We start from the raw sequence: 17,372 nt of genomic DNA, 5'->3' as shown, positions 1-17,372 counted from the left end.
TCGTAACTGATCCTGTTGGAAAGGCTTAGTGAGCCCAGCCTTCAGGAACCTTACCACCGTTCTTGGCCAGCTCGGCATAGACCTGCTTGATGAGCCAGACGTTCATCGTTGCTGAGTCATCCGTGCTGCCCGTGTAGTGCAGTTCGCCTGCAAGCTGCTTGCGTGATTCCAGGGAACTGTCGAGGCCGAGCAGCTTCAGAAGATCCACAATCGAGGTCTTGTAGTTCAGCGGCTGGCCAGCCTTGGATGCCAGATCCGAAAGAACGGCATCCACATCTACTGGTGCAGCTGGAGTTGCAGGTGTCGCTGGGGCTGCGGCAGCCGGAGCGCCAGCGGAAGCCTGTGCATCAGCCGTGCCGGAAGTTGTCGGCGTGGCTGCTTCTGCATGTCCGAAAATCTTGGACATGATCGAGCTGAAAAGACCCATAGGAAATTCTCCTGACGGTTTGAAAAACAGTGTCGGGGTAGACAACGCCTACCCCGTGTCACCTGTTCCGCTCAGTAACGATATTCTTCGTGCTTGAACGGACCGGCAACCGGAACGCCAATGTAGTCAGCCTGCTTCGTGGACATCTTGGAGAGCTCGGCGCCGACCTTTGCGAGGTGCAGGGCAGCAACCTTTTCGTCCAGAGCCTTTGGCAGAGTGTAAACCTTCACCTCGTACTGGCCCGGCTTGGCGGTCCAGAGTTCGATCTGGGCCAGCGTCTGGTTGGTGAAGGAAGCGGACATCACGAAGGACGGGTGACCTGTGGCGTTGCCAAGGTTCACGAGACGGCCTTCGGAGAGCAGGATGATGCGGCGGCCTTCGGCCAGCTCGACTTCGTCAACCTGCGGCTTGATGTTGTTCCAGCGATAGTTGCGCAGGGCTTCAACCTGGATTTCGCTATCGAAGTGACCGATGTTGCAGACGATCGCACGGTCCTTCATTTCGCGCATGTGGTCGATCGTAATGATGTCCACATTGCCCGTGCAGGTGACGAAAATGTCGCCGCGCGGAGCTGCGTTTTCCATGGTGACGACTTCATAGCCTTCCATGGCGGCCTGCAGGGCGCAGATCGGGTCGACTTCGGTCACGAGAACGCGGCAGCCTGCGTTGCGCAGGGAAGCAGCGGAACCCTTGCCCACGTCGCCATAACCGGCAACTACGGCAACCTTGCCAGCCATCATGACGTCTGTGCCGCGACGGATCGCGTCCACGAGGCTCTCACGGCAGCCATACAGGTTGTCGAACTTGGACTTGGTGACGCTGTCGTTCACGTTGATGGCCGGAACCTTCAGCGTGCCAGCCTTGGCCATCTGCCAGAGGCGATGCACGCCCGTCGTCGTTTCTTCAGAAAGACCGCGAACGTCCTTCAGGAGTTCCGGGAACTTGTCGTGCATCATGACCGTGAGGTCGCCGCCGTCATCGAGGATCATGTTCGGCGTCCAGCCGTCCGGACCCGTGATGGTCTGTTCAATGCACCAGTTGAATTCTTCTTCCGTCAGGCCCTTCCAGGCGAAAACCGGAATACCAGCGGCGGCGATGGCCGCTGCGGCGTGATCCTGCGTGGAGAAGATGTTGCAGGACGACCAGCGGACCGTGGCACCAAGGGCCGTCAGCGTCTCAATCAGAACGGCGGTCTGGATGGTCATGTGCAGGCAGCCAGCGATGCGGGCGCCCTTAAGCGGCTGGGAGTCCTTGTACTCTTCGCGAAGTGCCATCAGGCCGGGCATTTCGCCTTCAGCGATGGAAATTTCCTTACGGCCCCAGTCTGCCAGGGAGATGTCGTGTACCTTGTAGTCCTGCGTGGTCATGATTGGCCCTTACTGCCCGTCTTTGATGGCAGCAGGTATAGAGATTTGGCGGAGCCACGCAAAGTGTGGCTCCGTCGCACCTGACCTGTGTCAGTTCGGCTGTGTGGTGTCAGGCTTGGTTTTTACCGTCAGGTGCGGCTGATGTGTCCGCTTCAGGTGGTGCTTGTATTCCGTCTTGCCCTGCTTGGTGGTGTCCGACATGGCATGGGGAGCCTTGGGCGCGGGCTGATCCGGTTGCTCTTCAATCGTGTTGGGATTGGTTGGCAGATGATTGGACGGCTGATCGATGGTAGAGTTCTGGGCCTTCTGCGCTGCGGTGTTGGCCGTTTGCGTCTGGTCGTTACTTGGGCTGCTGATGGCCTGTGCGAATGCTGTTGAGGACACGGCAGGAGCGGCCATCAGAACAGCAGTGGCAAGCAGGGAAGCTTTGAGGCGAAAAGTCATGATGATATTTCCTTTGATGGTGAAGAGCTGGCTCTTCCAGGAATAATCTGTTAACTCCCGGCCAGCGTAACAGTTGCCATAAAGAGCATATTGCGTCTGCTGTGCGGCCATGTCAGAGAACGGCAGATCACCTTCTGTCGTGTTGCTCAGTGCCGACGAAGGTCCAGAATACCCCCTGAAGAACAGGAGGATGCCGTGTCAGAGAACTCCACCTACAATTTTCCTTTCACGGTGATCGATCCTGCATATCAGGAGACGGGGAAGCCTGCGTTTGCGAATGGGCTGGTATGGGCTGTCCATGCTGTGCCTGGACAAGACCTGCGACCTCTGGGGCAGGAAGAAGTTGAAGATCTTCTGACGCCCGGCCATGAGCTGACGTCTCAGGGCTGGTTCTGGCTTCACTTTGATACGGTCCACAGCTCAGCACGGTCGTTCGTCGCACATCTGCCAGATCTGCCTGAAGACGTGTGCGGGATGCTGGCAGAAACGGAATATGGGATTGCGCTTGAAGCAGCGGATGACCTGATCTGGGGCGCACTGCCAGCTTTTGATGATGCCTTGTCGGAAGATGACAGGGAGATTTGTGCATGGCGCTTTGCGATGCGGCCGGATCTCCTGATTACAACCCGGCGTAATCCGATCCCGGTTCTTGGCGCTGCTTACCGGTCTTTGAAAGCCGACCATATTCCGCCGACGCCTGCAGGAATCATTGACCGTGCTCTGCGCGAGTTCACGGGAACAGTCAGGCGCCAGCTTGGCCAGCTTGATGATGATCTGGATCGTGCGGAAGATGCTCTTCTACTGATCGAGCATCGTTCTGATCTTGGTCATCTGGGCGGTATTGTTGGTAAGGTGCGGCGTCGGGCGACGGAGCTGCGTCGTGTTGTGACGCCAATTGATCGCGTTCTGAAAGACGAAGATCTGGATCTCCCAGACTGGGCGGAAGATGAACTGCGGGATCGTGCGGAACGTCAGGTTCACGCTGCTCTGGACGATCTTATCGCGCTTCAGGATCGTGCCCGGTCATTGCAGGACGAACTGGGCTCTAATCAGGCGGAAGAAACCAACCGACGGCTCTATATCGTTTCCGTGGGAACGACATTGATGCTTCCCGCTACGTTCGTGACGGGTTTTTTCGGAATGAATACCGGGGGAATGTTTCTGGCTCAGGGAGCGTGGGGAACTGTTGAGGCCGGTTTTGTCTGCTTCGTTTTTATGAGTGTGACGTTTTTGTTCATGAAATTCGCACGTCTTCTCTGAAGGCTTCGCAGCGTTAAAATTCTTGGAAATTTCGCGGGATAAGGTCTTGGCCTTGTCGCTTAAGCGGTTAGTCTGTGTATCTGTTACGAAAAGATACAGTTATTTTGGCTGTGCTTGATGATGGGGACTGGACAGTGATAGCGCGTTTTCAAAAGACCATTGCTCTTGGCGTCTTGGGTGTCAGTCTGGCTGCGTGTTCACCGGATGTGTACACACCCAAAACGGCTATTGCGGCGGCAGCGGCAGACCCGACGGGTGTTGTTGGCACATTTGAGATGACTGTCCAGCGCGTCGGCCGACAAGACAATATGGTCTATCTAGATTCTGCCGATAATTATCGGGATCCAACGACGCTCATCATCGCCATTCACGAAAGCACGGCAAACGACTTGCTACAGGGGACGTCCCAGACGGCAGAGCAGTATTTCATGCACCGTCGGGTTCGGGCCTCAGGTCTGGCCAAAAAAGTCCCTGTCGGACGGCTCAAGGCAGATGGCACCGTTGGTAGCATTTATTATCAGACGCAGGTTTTTATCGGCGGGGTCGAAGATATAAAGATTCTACCCTCGGACTAAATCTGTAGCGGTCTGTTGGTGGTGATTTCGGGATGGGAAGGCGGATCAGCTTTCCCGTGATGGGGTGAATTTGTGGAAGCAGCGCGCCTGTCTCAGCTAATTAACAATGCAGAGTAGGCCGGACGGTTCTGATGGCTTCTGCAGGTTTGGGCAGGGTCCGCGTGTAGCTCTGGTTATATAAGCCGTCGCGTGAATTTCGGTTTTGATGACGTAGAGCGTTGCGAGAGCAATAATGATGCGCGCTATACCCAGAGGACTTCCGGTACGGATCGACTATGAGGACGTGGTGGCCATTAGACGTTGGGGCTGCCACGGCATTTCGTCCTCGGCTTGCGTTCCTCTTGGAAAAGATCTGCGACGTATGTTGCTCTGACGTGTTGTTTCATCGTTGGTCATCGGGGTCGTTAAAGGAAAAAACCAGGGTTGATAGTCCTCCTTTGAAGAGGCCGGCCTGCCCTGAGAGCGATGGGCAATTTCCCTTACGAAGTCCTTAAGGCAGAAGCCGTTGAAAGTGCGATTATTGACCGTGACACGATCTGGGTTGATCTCCAGAACGTTCTCGCCGTGAATAAGGTTCTGCCAGCCTACGGAGGAATAATCATTCCAGACTGGGGCGAGCGTGATGATTCCATCCGCCTCATGAATGATCTTTTCTGTCCTTGGATTGCTGACTTCGTCCCAGTAAATGCTCTGGAAAGCCGGATGCTCTTCGGGGAAGAGGCTTTTGGCAGCACTCACAACCGTAATGCTGCACCCAAGGCCGTCAGCGAGTTCTGTTGTGTTTTCAAGTGCCTCAGCTGCCGGAAGCTTGCTGCCGACAAGAATAACGATTCTATTCCGTTTTTCGAGGAAGCAGAGACTTTCATCTACAGCTTCATTCAGGCTTTCCAAATCTGGCGCCGGATGGGAGCAGAGTGAGGAAACCGGACTGGGTCTTACGCACGGCTGGTCTGCGATATGACAGGCAATTTCCAGATATGCGGGTTTTTTCTCATGCAGTGCCGTTCGAATAACGTGATCGATCTGTGCCGGCGCCGTTTCAGCCGAAGTGATGATTTCTGCGGCTACGGTAATGTGGCGGACCATCCCGATCTGGCGGAGGGGGGCAAGATCTGACCTCGGGTCACGCGTGTTGGGTGTTCCTGAAATCAGAATGACCGGCAGATTTTCGGCATAGGCTTCGCGAATGCCATTCAGGGCAGAAATGGCGTCAGCGCCAAAGGTGATGATTGCGGCTGCTGCACCGTTGACGCGGGCATAGCCCTCCGCTGAGAGGCTGCAAGTCAGCTCATTGCAGCTATAAATCTGCTTCATGCCACCGTGCGCGAGAAGCTGATCCAGCAGGACGAGATTGCAGTCTCCCGTTACGGCGAAATGATGCTTCAGGCCAATCTGGGTGAGACGTTCCGCAAGGTAATGTCCGACGGTGAAAATCATGTCTTCCGCGCTTCAGGAGCCATGATCAGTGAGTGGCCGCCTTGAGGGGCGTCTGTTCTGCAGCCGTTGAGGCAGTTTTGCCCAGTGTGGGAACGCCATGAGGCTGCTGGGCTGCATATTTCTCGAAGGCTTCCTGCGTGCCGATATAAGCGCAGTCACAGATGTCCCGGTCTGCGTAGATGTAACGCAGGCCTTCCGGTGTAGTCCGGGTCAGAAAGACATGCTGTGGCATGAGCTGAAGCTCGGCCCGGCGTGATGGGGAATTGGCTGGGTGTCTAACAAACCCCGCAGAAGCGAGTTGCTGTTCCGGCGGACTCATCGGTTCAGAGACACAGCCAGCAAGGCCAAATGCTGCAAGGCACAGGGCTGTCGGGACGGAAAGGGCAGAAGAAAGTTTGAACATAGCAGATATCCTAACTGCCTGAGCGGCGAGGGGTTCCATCTCATGCCAGGGGTGAGCGTGGTTGGGAGTGAGTTTACAACGCGTTTTTAGGCAGATGGATCATCTGACCGGTTCTGGCGGAATGGTAGAGCGCTTCCATCAGTTTCTGGTCCCGCAGGCCTTCTTCACCGGGCGTCCGGGGTGTCTGGTTCTTGAGAATGCATTCGGAAAAATGGTCGATTTCCAGAGCAAACTGGTTTCCGGCCGGGATGTGCCATTCGCTGACGGCTTTATGGTCGCCCTGGCGTCGTCCGATCCGCAGGCGGTGGCCTGTATAGGCGAAGGCGTTTTCCAGAGTGATCCACCCTTTCTCCAGTTGGATACGAAGGTCTTTGCTTTCGTGTGCGCCATAGCTGGTCGCGCAGTTGGCAATGACGCCTGACGGGAAGCGGAGCATGAAAGAGAATGTTTCATCCAGGTTTCTGTAGCGTGGATCATCGGGAGGGCTGACCATTTGTGCGAACAGACTCTCAGGTTCTTCTCCGAGCACCGCGCGCGTGCCGTTGAGGCAATAGAGGCCGATATCCGGAAGGGCTCCTCCGCCAGCCAGTTCAGGTTTGAGGCGCCACTGATCGGCGTCTCCCTGCATCTGTGTGTTGATGGCTTCGACGAGTTTGGGCCGGCCGAGCTCCCCGCTTTGAACCAGTTTTCTGACAAGCTGGTTGAAGGGTTCATAATGGCAGCGATAGGCAATCATGAGTTTCACACCTGCGGCATGGCAGGCTTCAATCATGCGTCTGGCGTCCTCGCTTGAGTTGGCCATGGGCTTCTCGCACAGGACATGTTTGCCTGCTGTTGCGAGGGCTTCGACCTGGCCAGCGTGGAGTGCGTTGGGGGTGACGACATAAACGGCCTGAATATCGGGCCTGTCTGCCAGCTTGTGGATTTCATCATAGGTGAAAAGTGACTCTTCCCTGATGCCATAATCATGTCCCGCGGATCTGGCCTTTTCCTTGCGACCGGAAATAAGCGCTACAGGTTTGGCGAGGCGGCATTGAAGGAAGGATGGAAGAATTTCTCCAAGAGTCAGCCGTCCCAGTCCCATAACGGCGAACCCAACCCGCTCGGACGGGGGGAGTGCATGAGGGGGCTGTGCTTCAGGGACGTCGGCGTCTCCGCGCCAGTTACCGAAGGTGATCTGGCCCTTTTCGACTGTTCCCGTATCCAGTTCGGAAGGGAGGAGATGTTTGAGGTCAGAGGACGGAGTCTGAGGCATTGTCGCTGCTTTCCCTGAAGGGTGTTCAGGAAAAGCAACGCAGGTTCAGCCCTGAAAGGTCTGCAAAATCCTAAAACCTCACGACAATCGTGAAATCCGTGTCTTGATGTGTCAGCCAGGTCGTCTGACGTGAACCCGGAGAGGAGGCTGATCATCGTTTCGAATAAACGAGATTTCGGCTTCATGCCGTGCTGGCAGCCTCCCGATCTGTTCAATATTCTGGATGTTGGCTGTGAGGGGAATAGACGTGTCTCCCAGCATCCAAAGGAAGCCTTCGCCGGGCCTGATGGTGGAAAGAACCTTGCCTGTTTCCACGTCGATCAGGCTTGCGGCTTGAGAAACCAAGAGAGTGGACAGGCCACGCATGGTGTCTTCCGTCATGGGCAGGAAACGTTCCCATTCCCCAGGGTTCGTAGAGTCTGTGCCAATTCTGCCTTTGCCGGGAACAGGGGCACTTATCAGGAAAGTTTTAAGTTCTTTCTCCTGAAAAATAATCAGACCGTTTCCCGCGTCCAGAGCTTCAAGTACGGGCAACGGCCGCGGCATTGAAACGCGCTTTTCAAAAGTGATGTCGCAAGGAAGATTTAGGGGAGGGGCAATCTTTGCGGATATGCCGGGATAGACGCCAGGCTGGAAGGGCGTCGGAGAAAAATAGTCGCTGATCGGGTCATGATCCAGAACGCGGCTGTGCCAGTCCATGAACCACACCTGGGTTTTGGGAAAAGTCTGGCTCATTTTTTCTCCATATCAGTAACTGCAAGGGCGAGGCATTTCTTCATAACGCCTGGCAATGCTGCGCGTGTTGTTGACCGAAACGCGCCAAAGGATGGGTCGATCCCTGCATTATGTCCCGCAGGGAGGGTCTTTGCGTAAACCATGAGCTTAAGTGTGAAATGGGTAAAGACATGAGTGACCTCTCCCCGTAGAGCCCACGGCCCGAGTGTTGGGGCATGGTTCATGGCATCAGCTTCAGTCCAGGGGGTCTCGCGCCACTCCGTCCCCGGAAATTCGTCCATGCCGCCGAGAAGACCTTTTTCAGGGCGCGTTCTCATCAAAACCTGCCCACTTGTATCCAGAAGGACAAAGTGCACGCCGTAACGCGTGGGACGTGCCTGTTTGGGCGCTTTGCGGGGAAGGGTGGACGCTATTCCTTTGGTATGGCCAAGGCAGGATGGACGCCAGGGGCATGTCAGACAAGATGGGTTGCGGGGTGTGCAGATTGTGGCCCCAAGATCGAACAGGGCTTGGGCAAAGTCTGATGGACGATCCTGTGCTTCTGCTGACTGGTTGAGGAGCGCTGCCTGTTTGGCCAGAAGCGGGCGCGAGGCGGGGAGAGGGTTTTCTATGCCGAAAAGGCGTGATGTCACGCGCTCGACATTTCCATCGACCGGTACGACGGGGCGGCCGAAGGCAATTGCGGCGATGGCGCGTGCGGTATAGGCCCCGATGCCTGGAAGCTTCAGGAGGTCTTCGACTGTGTCCGGGAATTGCCCGAGTTCTGCAACGCGTTTGGCGCAGGCGTGGAGATTACGGGCACGGGCGTAGTAGCCGAGCCCGGCCCAAAGATAGAGAACGTCTTCCTGTGGGGCTGCGGCCAGTTCCTGCACGGTCGGGTAATGCGTGAGAAAGCGTTCGTAATAGGCTATGACAGCCTTTACGGTCGTCTGCTGAAGCATGATTTCGCTCAGCCATACGGCATAGGGGTTAGGCCGCTGCCCCGGGAGGCTGCGCCAGGGAAGGGTGCGGCGGTGAGTGTCGTACCAGCGGAGCAGGTCGGAAGCATCAGGAGTCACGGAGAGGGATATGACGAAGGATCACGGTCCGGACAAGAACCTTCGTGGTCGGGCAGCGGGCATGGACCAAAAGCCCGCATGGATTCCCAAGCGTGGAGGAGCGCGGCAGATCGGCGCTCTGGTGCCGGGAATTACCAAACCGGCGTTCAAGAAGAAGTCTCCGCTTCTGGTTCGGCTTTCCATGGACTGGGAAGATTTTATCGGTCCACGTCTGTCTCGTGTGACTGAGCCGCGCCGACTGTCGGCAGGGTCTCTGACGCTGGCATGTTCGGGGCCGATCGCCATGGAACTGCAGCATCTCGCACCTCAGATCATTGAACGGATCAATACAGCCTGTGGTCTGCGGGGAGAGCATCTCATTCTTCGGTTGAAGATTGTTCAGGACATGACAGCATTTGAGAGGCCGAAGCCGCCAAGGCCCAAGCCCGTTCAGGTTGATGTTCCTGAGATTGAAGATGACGAGTTGCGGGATGCCCTGCAACGCCTTGGTGGCCATATCGGAGCGCGGGGTGGCCGCAGGCGTCGGTGACAGAAGTGTTTCACGTGAAACGACTTGTTTCATGCCCTGAAAGAGCCCTTTTCAGGGACCAGAGTTCTGACGATATGGAAAGCTGAAAGCGGCTATTTCCAAGGAGACAAGCCATGAACATCACGAAAAAATCTGCTGGAGCCTTGGTTCTTGCTGCGTTGATCGGCGCTGCACCGTTTTCGGCAATGGCGCAGCGTGGGGGTGGTCCGGGCGGTGGTGGCTTCCATGGTGGAGGTGGCGGGATGGGCGGATTTCGTGGTGGTGGCGGTTACGGTGGTGGCCCGGGAGGTGGCTACGGCTATCGTGGAGGCCCCGGTTGGGGCTTTCGTCCTGGATATGGTGGCTGGGGCGGTGGATGGGGTGGCCCGCGCTTCGTCGGTTGGGGCACGCCCGGTTGGGGGGGGTGGAATGGCTGGGGCGGACCGGGTTGGTTCGGTTACGGCTGGGGTACGCCGGGCTGGGGCGGCGGCTGGGGCTGGGGCGGCTGGGGTGTTGGTGCTGCCCTTGGCGTTGCAGCCGGTATGGCGATCGAAGGCGCTGCCAATTCCTATCCCGGCGGATACTACCCTGGCGGGTATCAGGGGGGTGTTCCTGCTGGCGGGTATGCCGTTCCGCAGGGATATTATGGAGCGCCAGCCTACTACGGTGGTGCCCCGCCTTATACTTGGGGGTATTGAGGCGGGAGTATAAAGGCGCGGCCTTTTCGTCAGTCAGTGACGAAATCGGCGGCGCGGTATCCCTGAGCGAACAGATGTGCGCGCAGACCTGAAAAATTGATCTGCGTACCAATCACCTTCTTCACGTTCGGTTTTGCGTGGAAGGCCAGACCCAGCCCGGCGCTGGCCAGCATTGGAATATCGTTCGCACCGTCACCGGTTGTGAGCGCAGCACGAAGTTGAACGCCCCGCTCAGTTGTCAGGGCTTCTAGGTGAGTCAGCTTTGCATCTGGCCCCAGAACCGGGCCGCCGAGCTTTCCGGTCATCTTGCCATCAACGATATCAAGAATATTTCCGTGGTTTTCGTCGAAGCCACACAGCTCTGCCACACGTTGTGTGAACCATGTGAAGCCACCTGACACCAGAGCCGTGCGCGCGTTGTGCTTGCGCATGGTCTGCACGAGCTCTTTTGCGCCGTCCGTCAGGGTTACAGTCTTCCAGACGTCTTCCAGAACAGACGCTGATTTTCCTGCGAGCAGAGCAACGCGTTGTTCAATGGACGTTTCAAAGTCGATCTCTCCATTCATGGAGGCTCGGGTGATGGCCGCAACCTGCTCGCCTACACCAAGAGCTGCGGCCATTTCATCCAGCGTTTCTCCCGTCACGATGGTGCTGTCCATGTCTGCGACGAGAACAGCTTTACGACGGCCACGAGTTTTCAGCAGCAGTGTGTCGACCTGATAGGGGGCCAGCGTTGCGCGGATTGTTGCGGCGCTTGCGGCGCCGGGCCCAGGCGTAGGGCATGGAATATCGACGGCTTCCCCTTCAGACAGAACGATAGGGGCTTTGCCTTTCACCAGAGAGCGGGCGACGTCGATGGCTTCTGGTTTGAGGGGGCCAGCCTTGCGGTCGGCAATGAGTGTCAGAACGGAAGGAAGGGACATAAGCTCTCGTAACGATCCAGCGCGTGTGGCAGGAACAGGGGAATGAACGCCCCAAAGACAGCAATCATTGTGGCTGGCCCGACGTGCTCCGGCAAGTCTGCTCTGGCTCTTGATCTTGCGCGGACCTTCAATGGAACAGTGATTAATGCTGATTCCATGCAGGTTTACCGCGATCTTCATATTCTCACAGCGCGCCCTGATGCAGCGGATGAGGCGGCTGTTCCGCACCGTTTGTATGGTGTTTTGGATGCGGCGACGCCGGGAAGTGTGGCCTGGTGGCGCGAGCAGGCTCTGACCGAAATGGACGCGGCCTGGAGGGCTGGTCGTCTGCCAATTCTGTGTGGAGGTACGGGCATGTATCTCCGCGCTCTTACAGATGGTCTCGTGGAAGTGCCTGACCCGGGGGAGAGCGCGCGACAGGAAGCCCGAACGCTGGCGCAGGACATTGGCCCGGCAGCTCTGCATGAGAAGCTGTTGGAGGTAGATCCGGAAACTGCCTCCACGCTGCGCCCGAATGATACGCAGCGTATCTCCAGAGCATGGGAAGTCTGGCGTGGGACGGGGCATGGTCTTGTCTGGTGGCGGGTTCAACCCGGTCTGCCAGCGGCTCCCTGCCGATTTGTTTCCGTTCTTCTTGATCCGCCACGGGAGGAATTGCGGGCGTCTCTTGATGCCCGCTTCGGCCAGATGCTTGAGGCTGGGGCGCTGGATGAAGTGCGTCAACTTGTTGCACGGGGGCTGGATTCTGTATTGCCAGCCATGCGCGCGCATGGGGTTCCTGAGCTTGCTGCGGTGTTGCAGGGTGACGTGACGATCGAGGCTGCGCGACAGGCTGCTGTTCTGGCGACAGGCCGATATACGCGCCGACAGGCGACGTGGTTTCGGCATCATGCCTTGGGATCAGAGGGTAATTCGATGGTTTCGTTTCGTAGATACACCCCATTTGCGCAAGAATCGAAAACAGAACACGAAAAAATTGAGAATTTTATATCTGAGCGAGTTGACGAATCCTACAGAACTGTCCTAAATCCCGCGCCTCATACCCCTTAGGAGGATACGGTGACGGCTTCTGCTGAAAGAGACGCAACAACAGGCAACGAGGCGCTGAATGGCGCGGAGGTGCTTCTGCGCGTTCTCGATGAACAGGGCGTAGAGGTAGTCTTTGGCTATCCGGGGGGCGCTGTCCTTCCAATCTACGATGCGCTCTTCAAGCAGGACCGTATCCGCCACATTCTTGTCCGTCATGAGCAGGCTGCCGTTCATGCGGCTGAGGCCTATGCGCGTTCGACGGGCAAGGTTGGTGTTGTTCTGGTGACATCCGGTCCTGGCGCAACCAATGCCGTGACCGGTCTTGTCGATGCGCTGATGGATTCGATCCCGCTGGTCTGCCTGACCGGTCAGGTGCCGACGAAGCTGATTGGCAATGATGCGTTCCAGGAAGCGGACACAACGGGCATTACCCGCCCGGCCACGAAGCACAACTATCTGGTGCGGACGCCGGGCGCTCTGGCCCAGACTGTGCGTGAAGCTTTCGAGGTGGCGCGTTCCGGTCGTCCGGGGCCTGTGCTGGTTGATCTGCCCAAGGACATCACGGTTGGTCAGGCTCCGCTGACGGCGCCTGCCATGTCCCGGCTGAAGCGTTTCCGCCATCAGGGTGGGCCGGATGCAGAGGCGATTGCCCGCACGGTCGAGGCCATGAAGACGGCCAAGCGCCCGCTGTTCTACACGGGCGGTGGTATCATCAACTCCGGTCCCGAAGCGTCTGAGCTGCTGCGTCGTCTGGCGCGCAAGACGGGTTTCCCGGTGACGTCCACGCTGATGGGGCTGGGAGCGTTTCCGTCTCCTGATCCGCAGTTCCTCGGTATGCTGGGCATGCACGGGTCTGTTGAGGCGAACATGGCCACGCATGGCTGTGATCTGCTGATCGCTCTGGGTGCGCGTTTTGATGATCGCGTGACGGGCCGTGTGGACGCGTTTTCGCCGAATTCGTTCAAGGTTCATGCGGATATTGATCCGAGCCAGATCAACAAGATCATCCGTGTGGATGTACGTCTGGAAGGTGATGTTCGCGATACGCTTCAGGCGCTGCTGGACGCATGGGACGATACGCTGGCACCTGATCTGAGCACATGGTGGAACCAGATTGCGTCCTGGCGCAGCGTGGATGGCTTCGGCTTCACGCAGGACATGACGCCGTCTGCGGTGATCCGTCCGCAGCATGCCGTTCGTCGCCTGTACGAAATGGCGATGGAAACGGGGCGTGACACGTTTGTGTCCACCGAGGTCGGCCAGCATCAGATGTGGGCGGCCCAGCACTTCCAGTTTGCCAAGCCGAACCGCTGGCTAACGTCTGGTGGTCTGGGAACGATGGGCTACGGTTTGCCAGCTGCTGTGGGCGCGCAGGTTGCGCATCCGGATGCGCTGGTGATTGATATCGCGGGTGAGGCCTCGACCCTGATGAACATTCAGGAACTGGGGACGATTGCGCAGTATCGTCTGCCAGTGAAGATCTTCATCCTGAACAACCAGTATATGGGCATGGTGCGCCAGTGGCAGGAACTGCTGCATGGGTCACGCTATTCCCAGTCTTACAGCGAGGCGCTGCCAGATTTTGTGAAGCTGGCAGAAGCGTTCCAGGCAACCGGGATGCGTGCGACCTGCGTGGGTGAGCTGGACGATGTCATCCGCCGGATGCTGGAGCATGACGGTCCTGTCATCGCGGATATCTGCGTGGCGGAAAATGAAAACTGCTACCCGATGATTCCATCGGGTGCGGCCCACAACCAGATGCTGCTTGGCCCGGATCAGGATTCCGCAGCCGCAGGTCTGACCGAAGAAGGGATGATGCTGGTCTGATGACGGAGACAATCCAACATTCGGTCATCTCGGTTCTTATTGAGGACGAGAGTGGCGCACTGGCCCGCGTGGTGGGTCTGTTTTCAGGCCGGGGCTACAACATTGAGAGCCTGACGGTTGCGCTGGTGGATGCCGAGCGCAGCCTGTCACGCATTACGGTTCTGACGTCGGGCACCCCGCAGGTTATTGAGCAGATCAAGGCGCAGCTGAAGCGTCTGATTCCGGTTCATGCGGTCTGTGATCTGACGGAAGAAGGCCCGTATGTGGGCCGTGAGCTTGCTCTGGTGAAAGTCGTCTCCCGCGGCGAAAACCGTACGGAAGGTCTGCGGATTGCAGATTCCTTCCGGGCGCGCCCGGTTGATACGACGGCCACCAGTTTTGTGTTCGAACTGACGGGGTCTCCCTCCAAGATCGACGCTTTTATCGAGTTGATGCGCCCCCTTGGCCTGGCTGAGGTTTCGCGCACGGGGATTGCGGCCATTGGTCGTGGCCCTTCTGTCTTTCACGTTAACGAGGAACATGTCTGATGCGGGTGTATTACGATCGCGATGCCGATCTGAATCTGATCAAGAGCAAGAAAGTCGCGATCATTGGCTACGGCAGCCAGGGTCACGCTCATGCCAACAACCTGCGTGACAGCGGCCTGACCGACATTGTCATTGGCCTGCGTCCGACGTCCTCTGCCGTCAAGAAGGCAGAAGAGGCTGGTTTCAAGGTCATGTCCCCGGACGAGGCTGCTGCCTGGGCCGATGTGGTCATGGTTCTGACGCCGGATGAAGGCCAGGGCGCCCTGTACAAGGACAGCCTTGAGAAGAACCTGAAGCAGGGTGCAGCTCTTGCATTCGCACATGGTCTTTCCATCCACTTCCGCATCATTGAAGCCCGTCCGGATCTGGACGTGTTCCTGATCGCCCCGAAGGGCCCGGGCCACACGGTGCGTTCCGAATACCAGCGTGGCGGTGGCGTTCCGTCCCTCGTTGCTGTGGCTCAGAATGCTTCTGGCAAGGCTCTGGACATCGCTCTGTCCTACGCTTCCGCAAATGGTGGCGGCCGTGCAGGCATCATCGAGACGAGCTTCAAGGAAGAAGTCGAAACCGATCTGTTCGGTGAGCAGGCTGTTCTGTGTGGTGGTGTCGTTGACCTGATCCGCGCTGGTTTCGAGACGCTGGTTGAAGGTGGCTATGCCCCGGAAATGGCTTACTTCGAGTGCCTGCACGAAATGAAGCTGATCGTGGATCTGATCTACGAAGGCGGCATTTCCAACATGAACTACTCCATCTCCAACACTGCGGAGTATGGTGAGTACGTGACGGGTCCGCGCATCATCACGCCGGAAACGAAGGCTGAGATGAAGCGCGTTCTGACGGACATTCAGGATGGGACGTTCGTTCGTAACTTCATCCTTGAGAATCAGTCTGGTGGCGTTGGCTTCAAGGCTATCCGCGCTCGCAATGACGCTCACCAGATCGAGAAGACCGGTGAGAAGCTGCGTGCGATGATGCCGTGGATTGCCAAGGGCAAGCTGGTCGACAAGGCCAAGAACTGATCTTTACGGATTAGATCCCCTTAGTCGCTATCGGCTAGGGGGTATGAAGAGCACGCATTGCGAGGCTGAGATATTTCAGCCTTGGAGTGCGTGTTTTTTTATGCGCTGTGCAGTAGAGGACGCTGAATTTCTAGCCAAGGGTCAGCGTCCATTGCTGAGGCAAAAAGACGTTGAAGTGAAGGGTGATCCCAAAGGCCTGCCGCTTTTTTGGATGTTCTGAGAGCGGTTTTACCCCTGATTCCCAAAAGATAGTTCTTGTTTAGGGCGACCGGCTACGGGGGATGGGTCGGCAATGTCGGCCCTGCTTTTTCAGGGAATGTGACATATTCGCGAATCAGGCCAGAAAACCCTTGCATCCGCAGGAAGGGGGCTCTAACTACCGCGCTTCTTGGCCCAAGGGGGCGATTTCGCCCAACAGGCTGTCTACTGGTTTGGGGGTACGTGATGAACGCACTTGCTCAACTGGGGATGGTATCGGAACTCCCGAGAGATATCCAGAACAGCGCTGCTCACTCTGTTGAAGAGGAGCGCAAAGACTACTTTATTGAACGGGATGGCGAACGCTATGCCGGTAATCATCTGCTGATCGATTTCTGGGATGCCCGGAATCTTGATGATCCAGCACGGATTGATGAGACGCTGCGCGAGGGTGCTATTGCAGCCGGTGCAACGATTCTGCACAGCCATTTCCATCACTTCACGCCGAATGGTGGTGTGTCTGGTGTTCTGGTTCTGGCGGAAAGTCACATCTCGATCCACACATGGCCAGAGCGTAATTACGCTGCGGTAGATGTGTTCATGTGTGGCGCCTGTGATCCGAATCTTTCGATTCCGGTCATGCAGCGCCTGTTCCAGGCTGGCCGCATCGAAGTCGATGCCGTACGCCGTGGACGCGTGCAGGACAGGAACGCTAGCGCGGCCTGACTCTCGGATAGGGGCCAGCCGAGCCGGCTGGTCTTTACTCTGCTATTCAATCCCGACAAGGAACCGATGACCATGGCTGAAACATGGATCAACGAGACCCTGTACCCGGACTGGGGACAGCGTTTTCTCGTAACGCGCGAGCTCGCGCGCGTAAAATCTGATTTCCAGGACATTGTTGTCTTTGAAAGCTCCAGCCATGGCCGTGTGCTGGTTCTGGATGGCGTTATCCAGATCACGGAACGCGATGAGTTCGTTTATCAGGAAATGCTGACGCATGTTCCGATGCTGGCCCATCCGTGTGCGAAGCGCGTTCTGATCATTGGTGCGGGTGATGGTGGCGTTCTGCGTCGCGTTCTTGAGCACAAGACCGTTGAAAAAGCCGTCATGGTGGAAATCGATGGTGCTGTGATCGAACTGTCCAAGCAGCACCTGCCGAACATTGCGGGCGATGCCTGGAACGACCCGCGCGCTGAAGTGATTGTTGGTGACGGTATCGACTATGTTGCCAAGGCTGCTGACGGCTCTTTTGACGTCATCATCGTGGACAGCACGGATCCGATCGGCGTGGGTGAAGTTCTGTTTACGGACGAATTCTACAGCAACTGCGCACGTATCCTGTCGGATGAAGGTCTGATCGTGAACCAGTGTGGTGTCCCGTTCATGCAGTCTGATGAACTGTATGAGACGAGCCTGCGTCGTGCGAAATTCTTCCCGCATGTTTCAGCTTATGTTGCCGCTGTCCCGACTTATGTCGGCGGTTTCATGACGCTGGGTATGGCTTCCAAAGGCCAGGCTCCGAACACGCAGACGCTGGAGCAGATCCGCGGCCGTGCAGACGCAGCCAAGATTCTTGGCACGACACGCTATTGGACGCCTGAAATTCACGTCGGCTCTTTTAATCTGCCGCCGTATATTGCCGAGCATCTTCCTAAGACGGAGAAGTAAGGCCTGATCCT

The 17,372-nt window shown here is 57.1% G+C and carries 19 protein-coding genes; 10 read left to right on the top strand and 9 right to left on the bottom strand.

The annotated features are described in order from the left end of the window. Positions 1-25: 25 nt before the first annotated feature. The 3 genes from JN414_RS04275 to JN414_RS04265 all read right to left on the bottom strand — a co-directional run bounded on the left by JN414_RS04275 (position 26) and on the right by JN414_RS04265 (position 2,238). Positions 26-427, bottom strand: coding sequence for a DUF3597 domain-containing protein (locus JN414_RS04275; RefSeq protein WP_086634721.1), 402 nt, complete (start codon positions 425-427; stop codon positions 26-28). A gap of 71 nt (positions 428-498) precedes the next feature. Beyond that, the gene (ahcY, locus tag JN414_RS04270) at positions 499-1,794 is read right to left on the bottom strand and encodes an adenosylhomocysteinase (RefSeq protein ID WP_202206857.1); all 1,296 of its coding nucleotides are present in this window, start codon (positions 1,792-1,794) and stop codon (positions 499-501) included. Positions 1,795-1,884: 90 nt separating this feature from the next. After that, on the bottom strand, positions 1,885-2,238 hold the full coding sequence (locus tag JN414_RS04265) for a hypothetical protein (protein WP_202206856.1): 354 nt from the start codon (positions 2,236-2,238) through the stop codon (positions 1,885-1,887). Positions 2,239-2,433: 195 nt separating this feature from the next. On the opposite strand from JN414_RS04265, the gene JN414_RS04260 reads away from it, so the two are divergent. Both JN414_RS04260 and JN414_RS04255 read left to right on the top strand, forming a co-directional pair. Further along, positions 2,434-3,498 carry a transporter gene (locus JN414_RS04260; protein ID WP_046900389.1) on the top strand — a complete coding sequence of 355 codons (1,065 nt, stop codon included), beginning with the start codon at positions 2,434-2,436 and terminating at the stop codon, positions 3,496-3,498. A 104-nt stretch (positions 3,499-3,602) separates the two neighbouring features. Then, positions 3,603-4,073, top strand: a complete 471-nt coding sequence (locus JN414_RS04255) for a hypothetical protein (protein ID WP_202207286.1) — start codon at positions 3,603-3,605, stop codon at positions 4,071-4,073. Positions 4,074-4,346: 273 nt separating this feature from the next. Here the strand turns inward: JN414_RS04255 and JN414_RS04250 are convergent, their stop codons facing one another. The 5 genes from JN414_RS04250 to mutY form a co-directional block, all read right to left on the bottom strand. Beyond that, positions 4,347-5,510, bottom strand: coding sequence for a thiamine pyrophosphate-binding protein (locus tag JN414_RS04250; RefSeq protein WP_202206855.1), 1,164 nt, complete (start codon positions 5,508-5,510; stop codon positions 4,347-4,349). 25 nt (positions 5,511-5,535) lie between these two features. Beyond that, a complete protein-coding gene (locus tag JN414_RS04245) occupies positions 5,536-5,913 on the bottom strand; it encodes a hypothetical protein (RefSeq protein ID WP_202206854.1) in 378 nt (125 codons plus the stop codon). A gap of 73 nt (positions 5,914-5,986) precedes the next feature. Next, positions 5,987-7,168, bottom strand: coding sequence for a Gfo/Idh/MocA family protein (locus JN414_RS04240; protein ID WP_202206853.1), 1,182 nt, complete (start codon positions 7,166-7,168; stop codon positions 5,987-5,989). A gap of 111 nt (positions 7,169-7,279) precedes the next feature. After that, positions 7,280-7,903, bottom strand: coding sequence for a hypothetical protein (locus JN414_RS04235; protein ID WP_202206852.1), 624 nt, complete (start codon positions 7,901-7,903; stop codon positions 7,280-7,282). Beyond that, positions 7,900-8,961: an A/G-specific adenine glycosylase gene (gene mutY / locus JN414_RS04230; protein WP_202206851.1), complete on the bottom strand. Its 1,062-nt coding sequence runs from the start codon at positions 8,959-8,961 to the stop codon at positions 7,900-7,902. The genes JN414_RS04235 and mutY overlap by 4 nt, the downstream gene beginning before the upstream one ends. Positions 8,962-8,971: 10 nt before the next feature. Here mutY and JN414_RS04225 point away from each other — a divergent pair, with 10 nt between their 5' ends. Both JN414_RS04225 and JN414_RS04220 read left to right on the top strand, forming a co-directional pair. After that, complete coding sequence (locus JN414_RS04225) at positions 8,972-9,490, top strand: DciA family protein (protein WP_064275159.1); 519 nt, start codon at positions 8,972-8,974, stop codon at positions 9,488-9,490. A 113-nt stretch (positions 9,491-9,603) separates the two neighbouring features. Beyond that, on the top strand, positions 9,604-10,167 hold the full coding sequence (locus tag JN414_RS04220) for a hypothetical protein (protein ID WP_202206850.1): 564 nt from the start codon (positions 9,604-9,606) through the stop codon (positions 10,165-10,167). Positions 10,168-10,196: 29 nt separating this feature from the next. Here the strand turns inward: JN414_RS04220 and serB are convergent, their stop codons facing one another. Then, complete coding sequence (gene serB, locus JN414_RS04215) at positions 10,197-11,090, bottom strand: phosphoserine phosphatase SerB (protein WP_202206849.1); 894 nt, start codon at positions 11,088-11,090, stop codon at positions 10,197-10,199. A 42-nt stretch (positions 11,091-11,132) separates the two neighbouring features. Here serB and miaA point away from each other — a divergent pair, with 42 nt between their 5' ends. The 6 genes from miaA (at position 11,133) to speE (ending at position 17,361) form a co-directional block, all read left to right on the top strand. Next, positions 11,133-12,140, top strand: coding sequence for a tRNA (adenosine(37)-N6)-dimethylallyltransferase MiaA (miaA, locus tag JN414_RS04210; protein ID WP_202206848.1), 1,008 nt, complete (start codon positions 11,133-11,135; stop codon positions 12,138-12,140). Between the two features lie 9 nt (positions 12,141-12,149). Beyond that, a complete protein-coding gene (gene ilvB, locus JN414_RS04205) occupies positions 12,150-13,946 on the top strand; it encodes a biosynthetic-type acetolactate synthase large subunit (protein WP_202206847.1) in 1,797 nt (598 codons plus the stop codon). Beyond that, positions 13,946-14,473: an acetolactate synthase small subunit gene (gene ilvN, locus JN414_RS04200; RefSeq protein WP_064275493.1), complete on the top strand. Its 528-nt coding sequence runs from the start codon at positions 13,946-13,948 to the stop codon at positions 14,471-14,473. Before ilvB ends, ilvN begins: the two co-directional genes overlap by 1 nt. Next, complete coding sequence (gene ilvC, locus JN414_RS04195; protein WP_046900379.1) at positions 14,473-15,492, top strand: ketol-acid reductoisomerase; 1,020 nt, start codon at positions 14,473-14,475, stop codon at positions 15,490-15,492. The genes ilvN and ilvC overlap by 1 nt, the downstream gene beginning before the upstream one ends. A 444-nt stretch (positions 15,493-15,936) precedes the next feature. After that, positions 15,937-16,416, top strand: coding sequence for an adenosylmethionine decarboxylase (gene speD, locus JN414_RS04190; protein ID WP_046900378.1), 480 nt, complete (start codon positions 15,937-15,939; stop codon positions 16,414-16,416). Positions 16,417-16,488: 72 nt separating this feature from the next. Continuing rightward, on the top strand, positions 16,489-17,361 hold the full coding sequence (gene speE, locus JN414_RS04185) for a polyamine aminopropyltransferase (protein ID WP_046900377.1): 873 nt from the start codon (positions 16,489-16,491) through the stop codon (positions 17,359-17,361). The last annotated feature ends 11 nt before the right edge of the window (positions 17,362-17,372 follow it).

The sequence above is a fragment of the Gluconobacter sp. Gdi genome (genome assembly GCF_014132155.1).
Lineage (GTDB): Bacteria > Pseudomonadota > Alphaproteobacteria > Acetobacterales > Acetobacteraceae > Gluconobacter.
The sequence above is the reverse complement of the archived record's forward strand: the minus strand, read 5'-3'. Positions and strand labels throughout refer to the sequence as shown.